Source organism: Citrobacter sp. Igbk 14 (genome assembly GCF_028069825.1).
Lineage (GTDB): Bacteria > Pseudomonadota > Gammaproteobacteria > Enterobacterales > Enterobacteriaceae > Citrobacter.
On record NZ_JANEWM010000014.1, the window covers coordinates 24,108 to 41,656 of the forward strand.

Below are 17,549 nucleotides of genomic sequence, written 5' to 3' on the forward strand. Positions count from 1 at the left end.
GTTGCAGTGAGGGGCTGGGCTCTCACTGCCAATCCGAAGAGAATCGATGTGAAAGTACTGACTGTATTTGGTACGCGACCGGAGGCCATTAAGATGGCTCCTCTGGTTCATGCGCTGGCTAAAGATCCTGATTTCGACGCGAAAGTTTGCGTCACCGCACAGCATCGGGAGATGCTCGATCAGGTATTGCACCTCTTTTCCATCGTACCTGACTACGATCTCAATATTATGCAGCCAGGTCAGGGACTGACAGAAATTACCTGTCGAATTCTGGAAGGATTAAAGCCAATCCTCGCTGAGTTCAAACCTGATGTGGTGCTAGTCCACGGTGATACAACAACAACCCTTGCTACCAGTCTGGCCGCGTTTTATCAGCGTATTCCGGTGGGACATGTTGAGGCTGGGTTGCGAACGGGCGATCTCTATTCTCCCTGGCCGGAAGAGGCAAACCGTACATTGACCGGGCGCCTGGCAATGTATCACTTTTCCCCAACTGAAAATTCACGCCAAAACCTGCTGCGTGAAACCATTCCGGATGATCGTATTTTTGTCACGGGGAACACGGTTATTGATGCGTTGATCTGGGTTCGCGATCGTGTACTGGGAAATGAAGCGCTGCGTGCTGAACTGGCTGAGCGCTATCCTTTCCTGGATGCTGATAAAAAGATGATCCTGGTGACCGGTCATCGTCGGGAAAGCTTTGGTCGCGGTTTTGAGCAAATCTGCCATGCTCTGGCGGAAATTGCCGCGGCTAATCAGGATGTACAGATTGTCTATCCGGTACACCTGAACCCCAACGTTAGCGAGCCGGTAAATCGTATTTTGGGTCACGTTGATAACGTGATGCTCATTGAACCGCAGGACTATCTGCCATTCGTCTGGCTGATGAATCATGCCTGGCTTATCCTTACCGATTCTGGTGGGATTCAGGAGGAAGCCCCTTCTCTGGGCAAACCTGTGTTGGTGATGCGCGAAACAACGGAACGGCCAGAAGCTATTACCGCAGGCACAGTACGTCTGGTTGGGACTGACCCTCAGCGGATTGTGGCAGAAGTCACGCGCTTGCTGCATGACGAAAATGAATATCAGACCATGAGCCGCGCCCATAATCCGTATGGTGATGGGCAGGCGTGTGGCCGAATTTTACACGCGTTAAAAAATAATCGGATATCGCTATGAGTTTTACGACCATTTCTGTCATTGGGCTGGGTTATATCGGACTGCCAACGGCGGCCGCTTTTGCTTCCCGTCAAAAACATGTTATTGGCGTAGATGTAAATCAACATGCGGTGGATACCATTAACCGCGGTGAAATCCACATCGTCGAACCCGATTTGGGTGCTGTGGTGAAAACGGCTGTCGAAAATGGCTTTCTGCGTGCGGTTACGGCACCCGTCGAAGCAGACGCTTATCTGATTGCTGTGCCGACCCCCTTCAAGGGGGAGCATGAACCCGATATGGTCTATGTTGAAGCCGCAGCGAAGTCACTTGCACCGGTGTTGAAAAAAGGGGCGTTGGTGATCCTTGAATCGACGTCACCCGTCGGGGCAACGGAACAGATGGCAGCATGGCTTGCAGAAATGCGCCCTGACCTGACTTTCCCGCAGCAGGCGGGGGAACAGGCTGACGTGAACATTGCTTATTGTCCGGAGCGCGTGCTGCCAGGCCAGGTGATGGTTGAACTGATTAAAAATGACCGTGTGATTGGCGGAATGACCCCCGTCTGTTCTACGCGTGCCAGCGAACTGTACAACATCTTCCTCGAAGGTGAATGCGTGGTGACTAACGCCCGCACCGCAGAAATGTGTAAGTTGACCGAAAACAGCTTTCGTGACGTCAATATCGCCTTTGCTAATGAACTGTCGCTGATTTGCGCCGATCAGGGGATTAACGTTTGGGAACTGATCCGTCTGGCAAACCGCCACCCGCGGGTTAATATTTTGCAGCCTGGACCTGGCGTTGGCGGACACTGTATCGCGGTCGATCCGTGGTTTATTGTGGCGCAGAACCCGCAGCAGGCGAGATTGATCCGCACCGCGCGCGAGGTAAATGATAGTAAGCCTCATTGGGTTGTCGATCGGGTAAAAGCCGCTGTAGCAGATTGTCTGACGGAGACCAATAAACGTGCCAGCGAAGTAAAAATTGCCTGTTTTGGTCTGGCGTTCAAACCGAATATTGATGATTTACGTGAAAGCCCGGCAATGGGGGTGGCGCAAAGTATCGCACGTTGGCACAGCGGCGAGACGTGGGTGGTTGAACCGAATATCCATCAGTTGCCGAAAAAACTGGATGGCCTGTGTCAACTGGCGAAACTGGATGCTGCGTTGGCAAGTGCCGATGTGCTGGTGATGCTGGTTGACCATAATGAATTTAAAGCGATTAAAGGCGATGCGGTTCACCAGCAATATGTGGTTGATACCAAAGGAGTCTGGCGCTAATGAAACGAATTCTGGTTACCGGTGGTGCAGGATTTATTGGCTCAGCGGTTGTGCGTCACATCATTAATGAGACTCGGGATGCCGTGGTAGTGGTTGATAAGTTAACCTATGCCGGAAACCTGATGTCGCTGACGCCGGTTGCACAGAATGCCCGTTTTGCCTTTGAACACGTGGATATCTGCGATCGCGTAGCGCTCGACAACGTGTTTCAACAGTATCAGCCGGATTGCGTGATGCATCTGGCGGCAGAAAGTCATGTTGATCGTTCTATCGATGGCCCCGCCGCATTTATTGAAACCAATATTGTCGGGACCTACACGTTGCTGGAAGCCGCTCGCGCATACTGGAATGTGTTAACCGATGATAAAAAGCAGGCGTTTCGTTTCCACCATATATCAACCGATGAGGTGTACGGCGACCTGCATTCTACGGATGATTTCTTTACCGAAACGACGCCGTATGCACCGAGTAGTCCTTATTCTGCGTCAAAGGCCAGCAGCGATCATCTGGTTCGAGCCTGGTTGCGTACCTACGGGCTGCCAACGTTAATTACTAACTGCTCCAACAACTATGGTCCCTATCATTTCCCGGAAAAACTGATCCCGCTGATGATACTCAATGCACTGGCGGGAAAACCTCTACCGGTGTACGGCAACGGACAGCAGATTCGTGACTGGCTGTATGTGGAAGATCATGCCCGGGCGCTCTATTGCGTCGCGACAACAGGTGCAGTTGGCGAGACCTATAATATTGGTGGTCATAATGAGCGTAAAAACCTGGACGTGGTCGAAACGATTTGCAGCTTGTTGGAAGAACTGGCGCCGCAAAAACCACGAGGTGTCATGCGGTATCGTGAATTGATCACCTATGTTGACGATCGCCCAGGTCATGATTTGCGCTATGCCATTGATGCGTCAAAAATTGCGCGTGAACTTGGCTGGGTGCCGCAGGAAACGTTTGAAAGTGGGATGCGCAAAACCGTGCAATGGTATCTGGCAAATGAGGCCTGGTGGAAACCCGTGCAGGATGGCAGTTACCAGGGTGAGCGTTTGGGTCTGAAGGGCTAACAGCCTGATTTTGGCGCCCGGAGGAGGGATCATATGAAAGGTATCATTCTGGCTGGTGGCTCAGGTACTCGCCTGTACCCCATTACGCGCGGCGTATCGAAGCAGTTATTGCCTATTTACGATAAGCCCATGATCTATTACCCGCTATCGGTACTGATGCTGGCGGGAATTCGCGAGATCCTAATTATTACCACACCGGAAGATAAAGGGTATTTCCAGCGTTTGCTGGGGGATGGCTCCGAGTTCGGTATTGAATTGCACTATGCGGAGCAGCCCAGTCCGGATGGTTTAGCACAGGCGTTCATTATTGGTGAAACGTTCCTTAACGGCGAGCCGTCATGTCTGGTGCTTGGGGACAATATCTTCTTTGGCCAGGGATTTAGTCCAAAATTACGCCACGTTGCCGCCCGCACGACAGGTGCGACAGTATTTGGCTATCAGGTGATGGATCCTGAGCGTTTCGGTGTGGTGGAGTTCGATGACAATTTTCGGGCAGTCTCGCTGGAAGAGAAGCCGAAAGAACCAAAATCAAACTGGGCGGTGACAGGACTCTATTTCTACGACAGCAAGGTAGTGGAATACGCAAAGCGTGTGAAACCTTCTGAGCGTGGGGAACTGGAAATTACCTCCATTAACCAGATGTACCTTGACGATGGCAATCTGACCGTTGAATTGCTTGGCCGTGGCTTTGCCTGGCTGGATACCGGTACGCACGACAGTCTGATTGAAGCGAGCACTTTTGTGCAGACGGTAGAGAAACGTCAGGGCTTTAAAATCGCCTGTCTGGAAGAGATAGCGTGGCGCAATGGCTGGCTGGATGATGAAGGCGTAAGACGTGCCGCCAGCTCGCTGGCTAAAACAGGCTACGGCCAATATTTGCTGGAGCTTCTCCGTGCCCGTCCGCGCCAGTATTGAGTCTCTGGATTGGGAAAATACGTTCTTTGGTGTGAATAGCGCCATCGTACGGTTTGACCCGCATGCACCGATTCTGACAGCAGAAGTCTTACAGCGCTGGGACCGGGTGCAGGCAAAAATTCCTGCTGCAAATACGAATGAAATTGATGCTTTACAGCAGTTGGGTTTTTCACTGGTAGAAGGTGAAATGGACTTTGTTCTGCCGGTTACGTGTGCCCGTGAAAATCCCGGTGCTCAGGTGGCACAAGCTGCGGATATTCCGCTACTGCGTCAACTGGCGGGAGAGGCGTTCGCCCAAAGTCGTTTCCGCGCACCGTGGTATCCCGTGGAGGCCAGTGCGCGTTTTTATGCACAGTGGATAGAAAACGCTGTGCTGGGCACATTCGATCATCAGTGCCTCATTTTTCGCACACAGACTGGTGGGATTCGCGGTTATGTCTCACTACGTGACGTCAATGATACTGATGCACGTATTGGCCTGCTGGCTGGTCGTGGTGCGGGTGCAGAACTCATGCAGGCTGCGCTTTGCTGGGCGCAGGCTCGCGGTAAAACAACATTGCGGGTGGCGACCCAGATGGGCAACACCGCCGCGCTTAAACGTTATATACAGAGTGGTGCAAATGTGGAAAGCACCGCGTACTGGTTATACAGGTGACAAAATGATTCCATTTAATGCGCCGCCGGTGGTGGGAACCGAGCTTGAATACATGCAGTCAGCGATGAGCAGCGGTAAGCTGTGTGGCGATGGCGGTTTTACCCGTCGTTGCCAGCAATGGCTGGAGCAGCATTTTGGCAGTGAGAAAGTGCTGCTGACGCCATCCTGTACCGCGTCACTGGAGATGGCGGCATTATTACTGAACATCCAGCCCGGCGATGAAGTCATCATGCCCAGCTACACATTTGTATCTACCGCGAATGCATTCGTGCTGCGTGGCGCAAAAATCGTCTTTGTCGATATCCACCCGGATACCATGAACATTGATGAAACGCTGATTGAAGCGGCGATTACTGAGAAAACCCGCGCTATCGTGCCGGTGCACTACGCCGGGGTTGCCTGTGAAATGGATACCATTATGGCGTTGGCGTCACAGTACAACCTGTTCGTGGTGGAAGATGCTGCTCAGGGCGTAATGTCGACCTACAAAGGCCGTGCGCTGGGGACCATTGGGCATATTGGCTGCTTTAGCTTCCATGAGACCAAAAACTATACCGCAGGCGGTGAAGGCGGGGCGACGCTGATCAACGACCGTAAATTAGTTGAACGTGCAGAAATCATCCGTGAAAAGGGGACGAATCGCAGTCAATTTTTCCGCGGTCAGGTTGATAAATATACCTGGCGTGACATTGGCTCCAGTTATTTGATGTCCGATCTCCAGGCTGCCTATCTGTGGGCGCAACTGGAAGCGGCAGAGCGTATTAATCATCAGCGACTGGTACTGTGGCAGAATTATTATGATGCCCTCGAACCGCTGGCGCGCGTCGGGCGCATTGATTTACCCGTCATCCCGGAAGGTTGTGCGCAGAATGCCCATATGTTTTATATCAAGCTGCGTGATATTGATGATCGCACGGCGTTGATTAACTTCCTGAAAGAAGCCGAAATTATGGCGGTATTCCATTATATTCCGCTGCATGATTGTCCGGCTGGCGATAAATTTGGTGTGTTTTCCGGAGTCGATCGTTACACCACCAAAGAAAGTGAACGTCTGCTGCGTCTGCCGCTGTTTTACAACCTGTCGCCGGTTAACCAGCGCACAGTGATTACGACCTTACTCAACTACTTCTCCTGATATGTCGCTGGCAAAAGCGTCCTTGTGGACGGCTACCAGTACGCTGGTAAAAATTGGTGCAGGTTTGTTGGTGGTAAAACTGCTGGCGGTCTCTTTCGGCCCTGCGGGTGTGGGCCAGGCGGGAAACTTCCGTCAGATGGTCACCGTGCTTGGCGTGTTGGCGGGCGCTGGGATTTTCAACGGCGTCACGAAATACGTTGCGCAGCACCATGATGATCCGGCGCGGTTGCGTAAGGTGGTGGGGACATCATCCGCAATGGTGCTGGGATTCTCTACGCTGATGGCTGCGATTTTTCTGCTGGCGGCCGCGCCAATCAGCCAGGGATTGTTTGGTCATACGCATTTTCAGGGGTTGGTACGCCTGGTTGCGCTGGTACAGATGGGGATTGCTTGGGCAAACCTGTTGCTGGCGTTGATGAAGGGCTTTCGCGATGCGGCGGGAAACGCGCTGTCGCTGATTATTGGCAGCCTGGTCGGCGTCGTGGCCTACTACGGCTGCTATCGGTTGGGCGGATACGAAGGTGCCTTGCTGGGCCTGGCGCTGGTACCTGCGTTGGTCGTTATCCCTGCCGCTATTATGCTGATTAAGCGCGGGGTGATCCCCCTGCATTACCTGAAGCCCTCGTGGGACAACGGCCTGGCAGGGCAACTCAGCAAGTTTACGTTGATGGCGCTCATTACCTCTGTGACGCTACCAGTGGCGTATGTGATGATGCGAAACCTATTGGCGGCGCAATACAGCTGGGATGACGTGGGGATCTGGCAGGGGGTGAGCAGTATCTCTGATGCGTACCTGCAATTTATTACTGCTTCATTCAGTGTGTATCTACTGCCAACACTGTCTCGCCTGACTGAAAAGCGCGACATCACGCGTGAAGTTATCAAGTCGCTGAAATTTGTATTGCCGGCAGTTGCCGCCGCGAGTTTTACCGTCTGGCTGTTACGTGATTTTGCTATCTGGCTGCTTTTCTCCGCTAAATTCACCGCCATGCGTGATTTATTTGCCTGGCAATTGGTGGGGGATGTTCTGAAAGTGGGTGCCTACGTATTTGGCTATCTGGTGATCGCGAAGGCCTCGCTGCGTTTTTATATTCTGGCCGAAATTAGCCAGTTCATTTTGTTGACGGCATTTGCCCACTGGTTGATCCCCGCGCACGGTGCTCTCGGCGCGGCACAGGCCTATATGGCAACGTACATCGTCTATTTTTCTCTTTGTTGTTGCGTGTTTTTACTCTGGCGTAGGCGGGTATGACTGTACTGATTCACGTTCTGGGATCGGATATCCCTCACCATAACCAAACCGTGCTGCGGTTCTTCAACGACGCGTTGGCTGTAACAAGTGAGCACGCGCGCGTGTTTATGGTTGCTGGTCAGGATACGGGATTAAGCGAGAGCTACCCGGCGTTATCACTGAGTTTCTACGGCGGAAAAAAGGCGCTGGCAGAGGCCGTTATCGCCAAAGCTAAGATGGATCGCCGGCAGCGTTTCTTCTTTCATGGGCAGTTCAATACTAGCCTGTGGCTGGCATTGCTGAGCGGGGGCATTAAACCTGAGCAGTTTTACTGGCATATTTGGGGTGCCGATCTGTATGAAGTCTCCAGTGGGCTGAAATTCCGTCTGTTTTACCCAATTCGTCGAATAGCGCAAAACCGCGTGGGTTGTGTCTTTGCCACGCGAGGCGATCTGAGCTATTTCGCTGAGCAGCATCCGCGTGTCCGTGGGGAATTGCTCTATTTCCCAACGCGTATGGATCCGTCGCTGAACAATATGAGCAATGAGAGCCTGCGACGCGGGAAAATGACGATCCTGGTCGGAAACTCTGGCGATCGCAGTAATGAGCATGTAGCCGCGTTACGCGCTGTTCATCAGCAGTTTGGTGATACGGTGAACGTGATTGTGCCAATGGGTTACCCGGCAAATAATGCAGGCTATATTGATGAAGTGCGCCAGGCGGGTCTGGCGTTATTTAGCGCCGATAATCTGCAAATTCTCAGTGAAAAGCTGGAGTTTGATGACTATCTGGCATTATTGCGTCAGTGTGATTTGGGTTACTTTATTTTTGCCCGTCAACAGGGGATTGGCACATTGTGTCTGCTGATTCAGGCGGGGATCCCGTGCGTGCTCAACCGTGAAAACCCATTCTGGCAGGATATGGCAGAGCAAAACATCCCGGTTCTGTTTACGACAGATGTACTCAATGAAGGCATCGTACGCGAGGCGCAGCGCCAGCTGGCATCGGTTGATAAAAGTGCAATTACTTTCTTTAGCCCGAATTATCTGCAACCGTGGCATAACGCGCTGCGCATTGCCTCAGGAGAAACCGTATGAGTCTGATGCAATTCAGCGGTCTGCTGGTGGTGTGGCTGCTCTCAACTTTGTTTATCGCCACGCTGACCTGGTTTGAATTCCGACGCGTGCGGTTTAACTTCAATGTCTTCTTCTCATTGCTGTTTTTATTGACCTTTTTCTTTGGTTTTCCGTTGACCAGCGTGCTGGTATTTCGCTTTGATGTGGCGGTGGCCCCGCCGGAAATTCTGCTGCAGGCGTTGCTGTCTGCTGCCTGTTTCTACGCAGTGTACTATGTGACCTATAAAACACGTCTGCGGAAACGGAGCCCGGAGAGAACGCGCAAACCGCTGTTTACCATCAATCGCGTTGAAGCCCATTTGACCTGGATTATCCTGATGGCGATTGCGCTGGTGAGCGTGGGCATTTTCTTTATGCACAACGGTTTCCTGCTGTTCAGGCTGCAATCCTATAGCCAGATTTTCTCCAGTGAAGTCTCCGGGGTGGCTCTGAAACGCTTCTTCTACTTCTTCATTCCGGCGATGCTGGTGGTCTACTTCCTGCGTCAGGACAGCAAAGCGTGGCTGTTCTTCCTGGTGAGTACCGTTGCATTTGGGTTGCTGACGTACATGATTGTTGGCGGAACCCGCGCCAATATTATTATCGCGTTTGCCATTTTCCTGTTTATCGGCATTATTCGCGGCTGGATTTCGCTGTGGATGCTGGCCGCCGCGGGGGTACTGGGTATTGTCGGGATGTTCTGGCTGGCGCTGAAGCGCTACGGGATGAACGTCAGTGGTGATGAGGCGTTCTATACTTTCCTGTACCTCACGCGCGATACCTTCTCGCCGTGGGAGAATTTGGCGCTATTGCTGCAAAATTACCACAATATTGAGTTTCAGGGGCTGGCGCCGATCGTCCGTGATTTCTACGTCTTTATACCGTCCTGGCTGTGGCCGGGCCGACCGAGCATTGTGCTCAATTCCGCGAACTATTTTACCTGGGAAGTGCTGAACAACCACTCGGGCCTGGCTATCTCCCCGACGCTGATTGGTTCGCTGGTAGTGATGGGCGGTGCCTTGTTTATACCGTTAGGTGCGATTGTGGTCGGCCTAATTATTAAATGGTTCGACTGGTTGTATGAATTAGGTAACCGGGAAACTAATCGTTATAAGTCAGCGATTTTGCACAGTTTCTGTTTCGGCGCCATTTTTAATATGATCGTTTTGGCACGTGAAGGGTTAGATTCGTTTGTCTCGCGAGTGGTCTTTTTCCTCGTGATTTTCGGCGTCTGTCTGTTGGTGGCAAAATTGTTGTACTGGCTGTTTGATAGTGCGGGACTCATCCATAAACGAATAAAGTCGGTGCCCCGGACACAGGTTGAAGGATCGTAATGACAGATAACACAACTGCGCCGCTGTATTCACTGCGCGGATTAGAACTGATTGGCTGGCGCGATATGCAGCATGCGCTGAATTACCTGTTTGCTGAGGGACGCCTCAGGCAGGGGACGCTGGTAGCGATTAACGCCGAGAAAATGCTGACAGCGGAAGATAACCCAGAGGTTCGGACGTTGATCGAGGCCGCTGAGTTTAAATATGCGGATGGGATCAGCGTGGTGCGTTCCGTGTGTAAAAAATTCCCGCAGGCTCAGGTATCACGTGTGGCGGGGGCCGATCTCTGGGAAGCGCTGATGGCACGCGCAGGGAAGGAAGGAACGCCCGTATTCCTGGTTGGCGGTAAGCCTGATGTTCTGACACAAACAGAGGCAAAACTGCGTGCACAATGGCACGTCAATATTGTTGGCAGTCAGGACGGCTATTTTACCGCCGATCAGCGTCAGGCGCTGTTTGAGCGTATTCATGCCAGCGGCGCACAGCTTGTTACCGTGGCGATGGGATCGCCGAAACAAGAAATTTTTATGCGTGATTGCCGCCAGGTCCATCCGCATGCGCTGTATATGGGGGTGGGTGGCACCTACGATGTGTTTACCGGGCACGTAAAGCGCGCGCCCAAATTCTGGCAGAGCCTGGGATTGGAGTGGCTGTATCGCTTGCTGCTGCAACCGAGTCGTATCACCCGCCAACTTCGTTTATTACGTTATCTCCGCTGGCACTATACCGGCAATCTCTGACATCACCTCAGCGTTGTTCAGTAGCGCGTTATGCTAAACGCGCTACTTATTCACAACATAATCGCTGCTTTCTCGCACAATCTATTCATTTTTTGAATGCTTTAATTGCCATTTAGACGATTTTAAGAAACCATTCGCAACAATCATTGCAGTGCCGTGGTGTTTTTGGCGCCAACCGTAAGCGGTCGGTGCTGAATGGCCTGTTATGGCAAAAAAAACGATGTACCCATAACGATAACCGGAAATACCGGAAACAATGCAATCACAACAAGAGGATCTATGGCAGAGAATAAATCTGAGCTACAGCGTGGGCTGGAGGCTCGTCATATCGAATTGATAGCCCTTGGGGGGACCATTGGTGTCGGACTGTTTATGGGGGCTGCCAGTACCCTGAAATGGGCTGGACCGTCGGTTCTGCTGGCGTATATCGTCGCTGGGCTGTTCGTCTTTTTCATCATGCGCTCTATGGGCGAGATGCTGTTCCTGGAGCCGGTCACCGGCTCATTCGCCGTTTACGCTCACCGTTATATGAGCCCCTTCTTTGGCTATCTTACCGCATGGTCATATTGGTTTATGTGGATGGCGGTGGGGATCTCGGAGATTACCGCCATTGGGGTCTACGTGCAGTTCTGGTTCCCGGAAATGGCGCAATGGATACCCGCGTTGATTGCGGTGGGTCTGGTAGCGCTGGCAAACCTGGCAGCAGTTCGCTTGTATGGTGAAATCGAATTCTGGTTTGCCATGATTAAAGTGACCACCATCATTGTGATGATTGTCATTGGCGTAGGGGTTATTTTCTTCGGTTTTGGTAATGGTGGTCAGGCGATTGGCTTTGGCAATTTGACCGAGCATGGCGGCTTCTTCGCGGGGGGCTGGAAAGGGTTCCTGACAGCACTGTGTATTGTTGTTGCTTCCTATCAGGGCGTGGAGCTTATCGGCATCACGGCAGGTGAGGCTAAAAACCCGCAGGTCACGCTACGTAGCGCCGTGGGTAAGGTTCTGTGGCGCATTCTGATTTTCTACGTAGGTGCGATTTTTGTTATCGTCACTATCTTCCCGTGGAATGAGATTGGTAGTAACGGCAGCCCGTTCGTTCTCACTTTTGCCAAGATTGGTATTACGGCAGCCGCTGGGATTATCAACTTTGTGGTCCTGACGGCCGCGCTATCTGGCTGTAACAGCGGGATGTACAGCTGCGGCCGTATGCTCTATGCGCTGGCAAAAAACCGCCAATTACCTGCCGCCGTCGGAAAAGTCTCTCGTCACGGAGTGCCAGTCGCTGGTGTGGCGATTTCTATCGCCATCTTGCTGATTGGCTCGTGCCTGAACTACATCATTCCCAATCCGCAGCGGGTGTTCGTTTATGTCTATAGCGCCAGCGTGCTGCCGGGCATGGTGCCGTGGTTTGTGATCCTGATTAGCCAGCTGCGTTTCCGTCAGGCCCATAAGGAAGCGATAGCCAGCCATCCGTTCCGTTCCATTCTGTTCCCGTGGGCGAATTATTTGACGATGGCATTCCTGATTTGCGTATTAATTGGGATGTACTTTAATGAAGATACCCGAATGTCGCTTTTTGTTGGCATTGGCTTCCTGTTGGCAGTAACGCTCATTTATAAGGTTTTTGGCCTGAATCGCCATGGTGTAGCCCAAAAACTGGAGGAATAAGCGACAAAACGCACAAAGCGTGACCAAACGATAATTTATTTTAAAAAAGCACTAGACAGCAGACCGAGACCTCCGTAATATCCAGCCCCGCAACGGCGCTAAGCGCCCGTAGCTCAGCTGGATAGAGCGCTGCCCTCCGGAGGCAGAGGTCTCAGGTTCGAATCCTGTCGGGCGCACCATTTAGTAGGGTGCCAGAGCTGCGGTGGTTTTAATACCGCGTAAAAGATTTGCAGTGGTGGCTATAGCTCAGTTGGTAGAGCCCTGGATTGTGATTCCAGTTGTCGTGGGTTCGAATCCCATTAGCCACCCCATTAATTTAAAGTTGTGAAATGCGAAGGTGGCGGAATTGGTAGACGCGCTAGCTTCAGGTGTTAGTGTTCTTACGGACGTGGGGGTTCAAGTCCCCCCCCTCGCACCACGACTTAAAGAATTGAACTAAAAATTCAAAAAGCAGTAAAACGGCGAGTAGCGCAGCTTGGTAGCGCAACTGGTTTGGGACCAGTGGGTCGGAGGTTCGAATCCTCTCTCGCCGACCAATTTTGAACCCCGCTTCGGCGGGGTTTTTTGTTTTCTGTTCCTCACTTTTGTACCTCTTCTCCCCCAAATGTCATGAAGTCTTAAAAAGCCGCAATCCCTGGTTTTTACAGTGCAATCACCACATACGCTGTGTAATAATATGCGTGTAGATGCTCATTCCATCTCTTATGTTCGCCATCAGGCCTCATAAACTCAGGAATGATGCAGAGCCGTTTACGGTGCTTATCGTCCACTGACAGATGTCGCTTTAGCTTCATCAAACACCATGGACATAACGTTGAGTGAAGCACCCATTTATGTTGTCATACAGACCTGTTTAGCGCCTGCTCCAAAAGAGCGGGCGTTTTTTTATGCATATCCGTCCGGAATGATTTTGTGTATGCGGTAGGCCCGGTAAGCGAAGCGCTACCGGGCAAGGGAGAATTACTGCGGGGGATTGTTGTTCTGCAGCGTCAACATCAGGCCATCACGACGCATTGTTGCGGCCTCTTCCGGCTGATGTAGTCTGTCCAGCGCGTCAGCAAGCCAGGCGTAGTCGTATGCATCCGGGCGTTGTTTAAGCGCGGCACGGAAGGCGAGCGTAGCTTCCTGCCATTCACCGTGCTTCATCAATGACTGACCAAGCGTACTCCACAGCAGTGGGCGGTCGCCCACCACTTTAATTTGCTGGCGCAGCACTTTTTCTATCTGTTCCGGGTTGTTGGTTTTCAGACGTGGGATCGGCAGCACCAGGCGGTCGTCATACTGACGTTTCAGACCATCGATGATGATTTGCTGTGCCGTATCGTGATCGTCACACTCAATCAGATGTTCTGCCATCGCCACCTGTAGGGCAACCTGCTGACGAGTCTTACGGCTCTGGTTTTTCCACCATGCGCGTAATCCCTCGCTGCCCTGATCGGCGCGAACCTGATCCATCAGACCCACCCATGCCTGCTGTTCCAGCATCGCACGGTGTTCTTCATCACCCACATGCGCCTTCGCCATTGATGGAATGATATCCAGCAAAGAACTCCACGCACCGGTGCGAATGTAAGCCTGTTCAGCCAGGCGCAAGACTTCCGGATGGCGTGGCGTCACTTCCAGCAGTTTGTCTACACTGTGGCGTGCGGCATGGTTTTCATTACGGGCCAGCTGCAAACGAACACGGGCGATTTCGACCGGGATCGTATCATTTCCGGCGAGTTCGGCTGCGCGTTCAAGGTGTTGATTAGCGCGAGCTTCATCACCACGCTGCTGAGCCGCTTCTGCCGCCAGAAGGTAATTCACCACCGGTTGTTCTGCGTGATCGGCATTTTTTGACATCAGCTTTTCAACCTGCTGATAGTCGCCTTCTGCCAGTTTAAGCAGCGCCTGCTCGGTCTGCTTGCGCGCACGACGGCGTTTACGCCCCACAAACCAGCCGCGGGTATGCGCACCCGTACGGAATATACGGCGCAGCAGCCACTCAATCGCAAAAAGAATAACCATTGCGACGATCAGAATGATCACCAGACCTGTCACGCTGGTTTCGATGTTGTAGTTATCCGTCTGGATCAGAACATAACCCTGATGACCAGCAATCATCGGACCAACGACGATCCCGGCGATCAACAGCACAAAGAGTAATAATACTTTTAGCATCATTATTCTCCCTGCGGCGCGGTTGCCGGAGCATCTGCCTGAGGTACTGGTGCAGGTGCGGCTTCAGCCGGTGATGTGGATGGCTGGGCCAGCAAATTACGCACGCGAGTCTGCATTAGCTTCTCAAGAACAGCCTGGCTCTGAAGTGTTTCCGGTACGTCCATGCTGATGCTTTGCTGGCTCAGTTGATCGACCTCTTCAAGGAACGCTTTTGTCGCTGCATCGTCAGTGTCGTAATAGGCGCGAACCCACGTGGAGACATTTTCCAGCGCCTGGCGGTATGTTTCTTCCTGATGGCGAGGTACGGCTTGCGCCGCTACGAGCAGGCGTGAGCGGATGTTCTCACGTAAGTAAACATCCTGGTTTGGCGCCAGTAGCGGGACGGCGGTTTCATCACGACGGCGAATGGTGATAAAGCTGTCCATAAAGTTCTGCCAGCTTTTTTGTAGATTGACGCGCCATTCGCTAATGGAGCTGGAAAGCTCGCTGCTGTCCGAATCCATCGGTGAATCATCGGTATCGTTATCAGCCAGACGCAGGTTATCAATTTGGTTAGCGAGCTGGTTTACCTTGAGGATAATGCCGTCATAGTCGACCTGAGTTACCGCAGAGAGGCTGGCGATATCGTCGGTAATCGCGCGACGAGCGGCAATTAAACTGGGGTCATTCATGTCAGCCAGGCTGGCGTCGGCGCTTTTCAGCAACGCTGCGGCGGTGGTAACGTCCTGATCGCTCCATAATTTACGCCCCGCCAGTTTCACCAGAAAGTCGGCCTGCGCCAGCAGCCAGGTTTTGGCATCGCTTCCGGATATAGTGGCGATTTTTTGCTGAACCTCATCAAGCTGTTTGGCCAGCGCAGTCTGCTGGCGATTGGCTTCATCCAGCTGTGTTGCCTGCTGCTTAATAATTCCTTCCAGCTCAGTCTTTTGGGTTTCTTGCGCTTTTTGCAGCGCCATGAGCTGGTTTGCCAGCGCATCACTGGTTGCTGTCTGCGTAGTGGCCTGCTGCTTCCCCCAGCCATACAGCCCCACGCCTGCCGCCAGCGCAATAGCAATCGCCACAGCGCTCAGAATCAGTGCGGTACTGTTCTTACTCTTTTTTTCAGTGTTGTTGACTGGCTGTGATGTGGTGTCCACGGCCTCCCTGGTCTCTTCAACCACGGCGGAGGTTTTTTCTTGTTCCGTCATTATGGCATCCCATTATGAGAGTTATTGTAATGCGCGTAGTAGCGCATCGTTGTCGGCGTTATCAGCGACCTTAATATCTTGCCAGCCCAGTTCCCGGGCGAGGTTCGCCAGACGCTCACTGACGACCAGCAGCCGACAGCGTAGTAACCAGTGCTCACGATACCACTGCGGAATAAGCGCCCAGAGCTGCTGTAGCATCTCTCCGCTGGTGACAACCACTGTTTTCACACCGCGTGATTGCCAGCGCATCGCTTCCTCTGCGCCATCGTAATGTTTTGCACTGCGTTGATAACATTCACAAAAATCAACATCGGCTCCGCGCGTTATCAGGGTTTCACCGATCAACTCCCGACCGCCGTTGCCACGTAAAATCAGCGCGCGTTTTCCCGCAATATTTTGTAATTCAGGTAATTGTAGCAAGACTTCGCTAATTTCCCGATCCAACGGATAGTGAATATTGCATCCGCTCACGGTGTGCAACGCCAGCGCCGTTGTACGGCCGATGGCAAAATAGCGCGGGAGAGTGGACCAACTTACCCCTTGCCGCTGAAGTTGAGCATCGGCAAAGGTCACGGCGTGCTGTGAGAGAGCAAAAACCAGATCGTTTTCGGTGAGCGCCGAAAGACGGGGAGCCAGCGTTGGCAGTTCCCGGCCCGGCGCGAACTCAATAAGCGGAAAACTCCAGGCCACCTGCCCCAGTGTGCGCAGACGGCTCACTAACTCTTCCCCAGCGGGAGATGGGCGGGTGACCAGAATACTCATGCGGGGGCATCTCCGTTATAAACTTCCGCCAGAATGGCGCGTGCACCGTTTTCCAGCAGCTCTTCTGCCAGAGATATACCCATTTTTTCCGCATCCTGCGCAGCGCCACGACGTTCTCCACATACCATCTGTGAACCATCTGGCGCCCCGACTAACGCGCGTAGCCAAATCTCACCGTTGATGAGTTCCGCATAGCTGCCGATAGGAACCTGACATCCCCCTTCCAGGCGGGTGTTCATGGCGCGTTCTGCTTTTACGCGCAGGGCTGTTTCTTCATGGTTGAGTGGCGCTAACAGTGCCTGAGTGCGCTGATCGTCGAGTCGACATTCGATACCCACAGCGCCTTGTCCGACCGCAGGCAGAGACACTTCTGGTGCCAGTGCAGCGCGGATTCGTGACTCCAGCCCTAAGCGTTTTAATCCAGCGACGGCCAGAATAATGGCGTCGTAGTCACCGTTGTCCAGTTTGCTCAGGCGAGTACCAACGTTGCCGCGCAGCGAGCGGATGATGAGATCCGGGCGCTGTTTTGCCAATTGGCACTGGCGACGTAAGCTGGACGTTCCAACGATGCTCCCTGCTGGCAGCTCATCCAGCGTGTTGTATTTATTTGAGACGAAAGCATCACGCGGATCTTCACGCTCGCAAATAGTGACCAGCCCAAGACCTTCAGGAAATTCGACCGGCACATCCTTCATGGAATGCACGGCGATATCTGCGCGTTTTTCCAGTAGCGCGACTTCCAACTCTTTAACAAACAATCCCTTACCCCCGACTTTTGCCAGTGGGGTATCCAGAATCACGTCGCCACGGGTCACCATGGGAACCAGTTCAACGACCAGACCGGGGTGGTTTGCCATTAAGGCGTCTTTGACATAATGTGCCTGCCAGAGCGCAAGGGGGCTTTGGCGTGTGGCAATTCTCAAAACATTGTCTAACATGCTTGTTACCGTCATTATCAATCATTGACCATCCTAACATCCTTATCAAAGGGATGTCAGCGTTACGCTCAAACGTAAGTGAGAGGAAAAGGCGCTGCATCATCACTGGCAGTGATTAATGACGAGAAACCTCCCGACCGTATGAAGGAATTTACACGTAACGAACGGTGCTACACTTGTATGTAGCGCATCTTTCTTTACGGTCAA

General features: G+C 52.5%; 15 protein-coding genes and 4 tRNA genes. 15 read left to right on the forward strand and 4 right to left on the reverse strand.

Annotation, left to right across the window (positions count from 1 at the left end):
- The first annotated feature begins 48 nt into the window (after positions 1 to 48).
- The 15 genes from wecB to NNN64_RS07740 all read left to right on the forward strand — a co-directional run bounded on the left by wecB (position 49) and on the right by NNN64_RS07740 (position 12,831).
- A complete protein-coding gene (gene wecB / locus NNN64_RS07670; protein ID WP_271440996.1) occupies positions 49 to 1,179 on the forward strand; it encodes a non-hydrolyzing UDP-N-acetylglucosamine 2-epimerase in 1,131 nt (376 codons plus the stop codon).
- Positions 1,176 to 2,438 (forward strand): UDP-N-acetyl-D-mannosamine dehydrogenase, encoded by a 1,263-nt coding sequence (wecC, locus tag NNN64_RS07675; protein ID WP_271440997.1) that lies wholly within the window; start codon positions 1,176 to 1,178, stop codon positions 2,436 to 2,438. Before wecB ends, wecC begins: the two co-directional genes overlap by 4 nt.
- Positions 2,438 to 3,505 (forward strand): dTDP-glucose 4,6-dehydratase, encoded by a 1,068-nt coding sequence (rffG, locus tag NNN64_RS07680; protein ID WP_271440998.1) that lies wholly within the window; start codon positions 2,438 to 2,440, stop codon positions 3,503 to 3,505. The genes wecC and rffG overlap by 1 nt, the downstream gene beginning before the upstream one ends.
- Before the next feature lie 33 nt (positions 3,506 to 3,538).
- A complete protein-coding gene (gene rfbA / locus NNN64_RS07685; RefSeq protein WP_271440999.1) occupies positions 3,539 to 4,420 on the forward strand; it encodes a glucose-1-phosphate thymidylyltransferase RfbA in 882 nt (293 codons plus the stop codon).
- Positions 4,398 to 5,075 (forward strand): dTDP-4-amino-4,6-dideoxy-D-galactose acyltransferase, encoded by a 678-nt coding sequence (gene rffC / locus NNN64_RS07690; protein WP_271441000.1) that lies wholly within the window; start codon positions 4,398 to 4,400, stop codon positions 5,073 to 5,075. Before rfbA ends, rffC begins: the two co-directional genes overlap by 23 nt.
- A 4-nt stretch (positions 5,076 to 5,079) precedes the next feature.
- The gene (gene rffA / locus NNN64_RS07695; protein ID WP_271441001.1) at positions 5,080 to 6,210 is read left to right on the forward strand and encodes a dTDP-4-amino-4,6-dideoxygalactose transaminase; all 1,131 of its coding nucleotides are present in this window, start codon (positions 5,080 to 5,082) and stop codon (positions 6,208 to 6,210) included.
- A 1-nt stretch (position 6,211) separates the two neighbouring features.
- Complete coding sequence (wzxE, locus tag NNN64_RS07700) at positions 6,212 to 7,462, forward strand: lipid III flippase WzxE (protein ID WP_271441002.1); 1,251 nt, start codon at positions 6,212 to 6,214, stop codon at positions 7,460 to 7,462.
- Complete coding sequence (locus NNN64_RS07705) at positions 7,459 to 8,538, forward strand: TDP-N-acetylfucosamine:lipid II N-acetylfucosaminyltransferase (protein WP_271441003.1); 1,080 nt, start codon at positions 7,459 to 7,461, stop codon at positions 8,536 to 8,538. The genes wzxE and NNN64_RS07705 overlap by 4 nt, the downstream gene beginning before the upstream one ends.
- Positions 8,535 to 9,890 carry an ECA oligosaccharide polymerase gene (gene wzyE, locus NNN64_RS07710; protein WP_137383174.1) on the forward strand — a complete coding sequence of 452 codons (1,356 nt, stop codon included), beginning with the start codon at positions 8,535 to 8,537 and terminating at the stop codon, positions 9,888 to 9,890. Before NNN64_RS07705 ends, wzyE begins: the two co-directional genes overlap by 4 nt.
- Complete coding sequence (gene wecG, locus NNN64_RS07715; protein WP_005133328.1) at positions 9,890 to 10,630, forward strand: lipopolysaccharide N-acetylmannosaminouronosyltransferase; 741 nt, start codon at positions 9,890 to 9,892, stop codon at positions 10,628 to 10,630. The genes wzyE and wecG overlap by 1 nt, the downstream gene beginning before the upstream one ends.
- Positions 10,631 to 10,909: 279 nt before the next feature.
- Positions 10,910 to 12,295 carry a bifunctional threonine/serine APC transporter ThrP gene (thrP, locus tag NNN64_RS07720; RefSeq protein WP_271441004.1) on the forward strand — a complete coding sequence of 462 codons (1,386 nt, stop codon included), beginning with the start codon at positions 10,910 to 10,912 and terminating at the stop codon, positions 12,293 to 12,295.
- Between the two features lie 102 nt (positions 12,296 to 12,397).
- Positions 12,398 to 12,474: transfer RNA gene (locus tag NNN64_RS07725), tRNA-Arg, on the forward strand.
- A 56-nt stretch (positions 12,475 to 12,530) separates the two neighbouring features.
- Positions 12,531 to 12,606, forward strand: a tRNA-His gene (locus NNN64_RS07730).
- A gap of 20 nt (positions 12,607 to 12,626) precedes the next feature.
- A tRNA-Leu gene (locus NNN64_RS07735) sits at positions 12,627 to 12,713 on the forward strand.
- Positions 12,714 to 12,754: 41 nt separating this feature from the next.
- Positions 12,755 to 12,831 (forward strand) — tRNA-Pro (locus NNN64_RS07740).
- A gap of 424 nt (positions 12,832 to 13,255) precedes the next feature.
- Here NNN64_RS07740 and hemY read toward each other — a convergent pair.
- From hemY to hemC, 4 genes are read right to left on the reverse strand one after another with little or no spacing between them, the layout of a single operon-like run.
- Entirely contained in the window at positions 13,256 to 14,455 is a 1,200-nt protein-coding gene (gene hemY, locus NNN64_RS07745; RefSeq protein ID WP_271441037.1) for a protoheme IX biogenesis protein HemY, read from the reverse strand.
- Positions 14,456 to 14,457: 2 nt separating this feature from the next.
- Positions 14,458 to 15,642, reverse strand: a complete 1,185-nt coding sequence (gene hemX / locus NNN64_RS07750; RefSeq protein WP_271441005.1) for a uroporphyrinogen-III C-methyltransferase — start codon at positions 15,640 to 15,642, stop codon at positions 14,458 to 14,460.
- Positions 15,643 to 15,663: 21 nt separating this feature from the next.
- Positions 15,664 to 16,404: a uroporphyrinogen-III synthase gene (hemD, locus tag NNN64_RS07755; RefSeq protein WP_271441006.1), complete on the reverse strand. Its 741-nt coding sequence runs from the start codon at positions 16,402 to 16,404 to the stop codon at positions 15,664 to 15,666.
- Complete coding sequence (hemC, locus tag NNN64_RS07760; RefSeq protein ID WP_271441007.1) at positions 16,401 to 17,342, reverse strand: hydroxymethylbilane synthase; 942 nt, start codon at positions 17,340 to 17,342, stop codon at positions 16,401 to 16,403. Before hemC ends, hemD begins: the two co-directional genes overlap by 4 nt.
- Positions 17,343 to 17,549 lie beyond the last annotated feature (207 nt).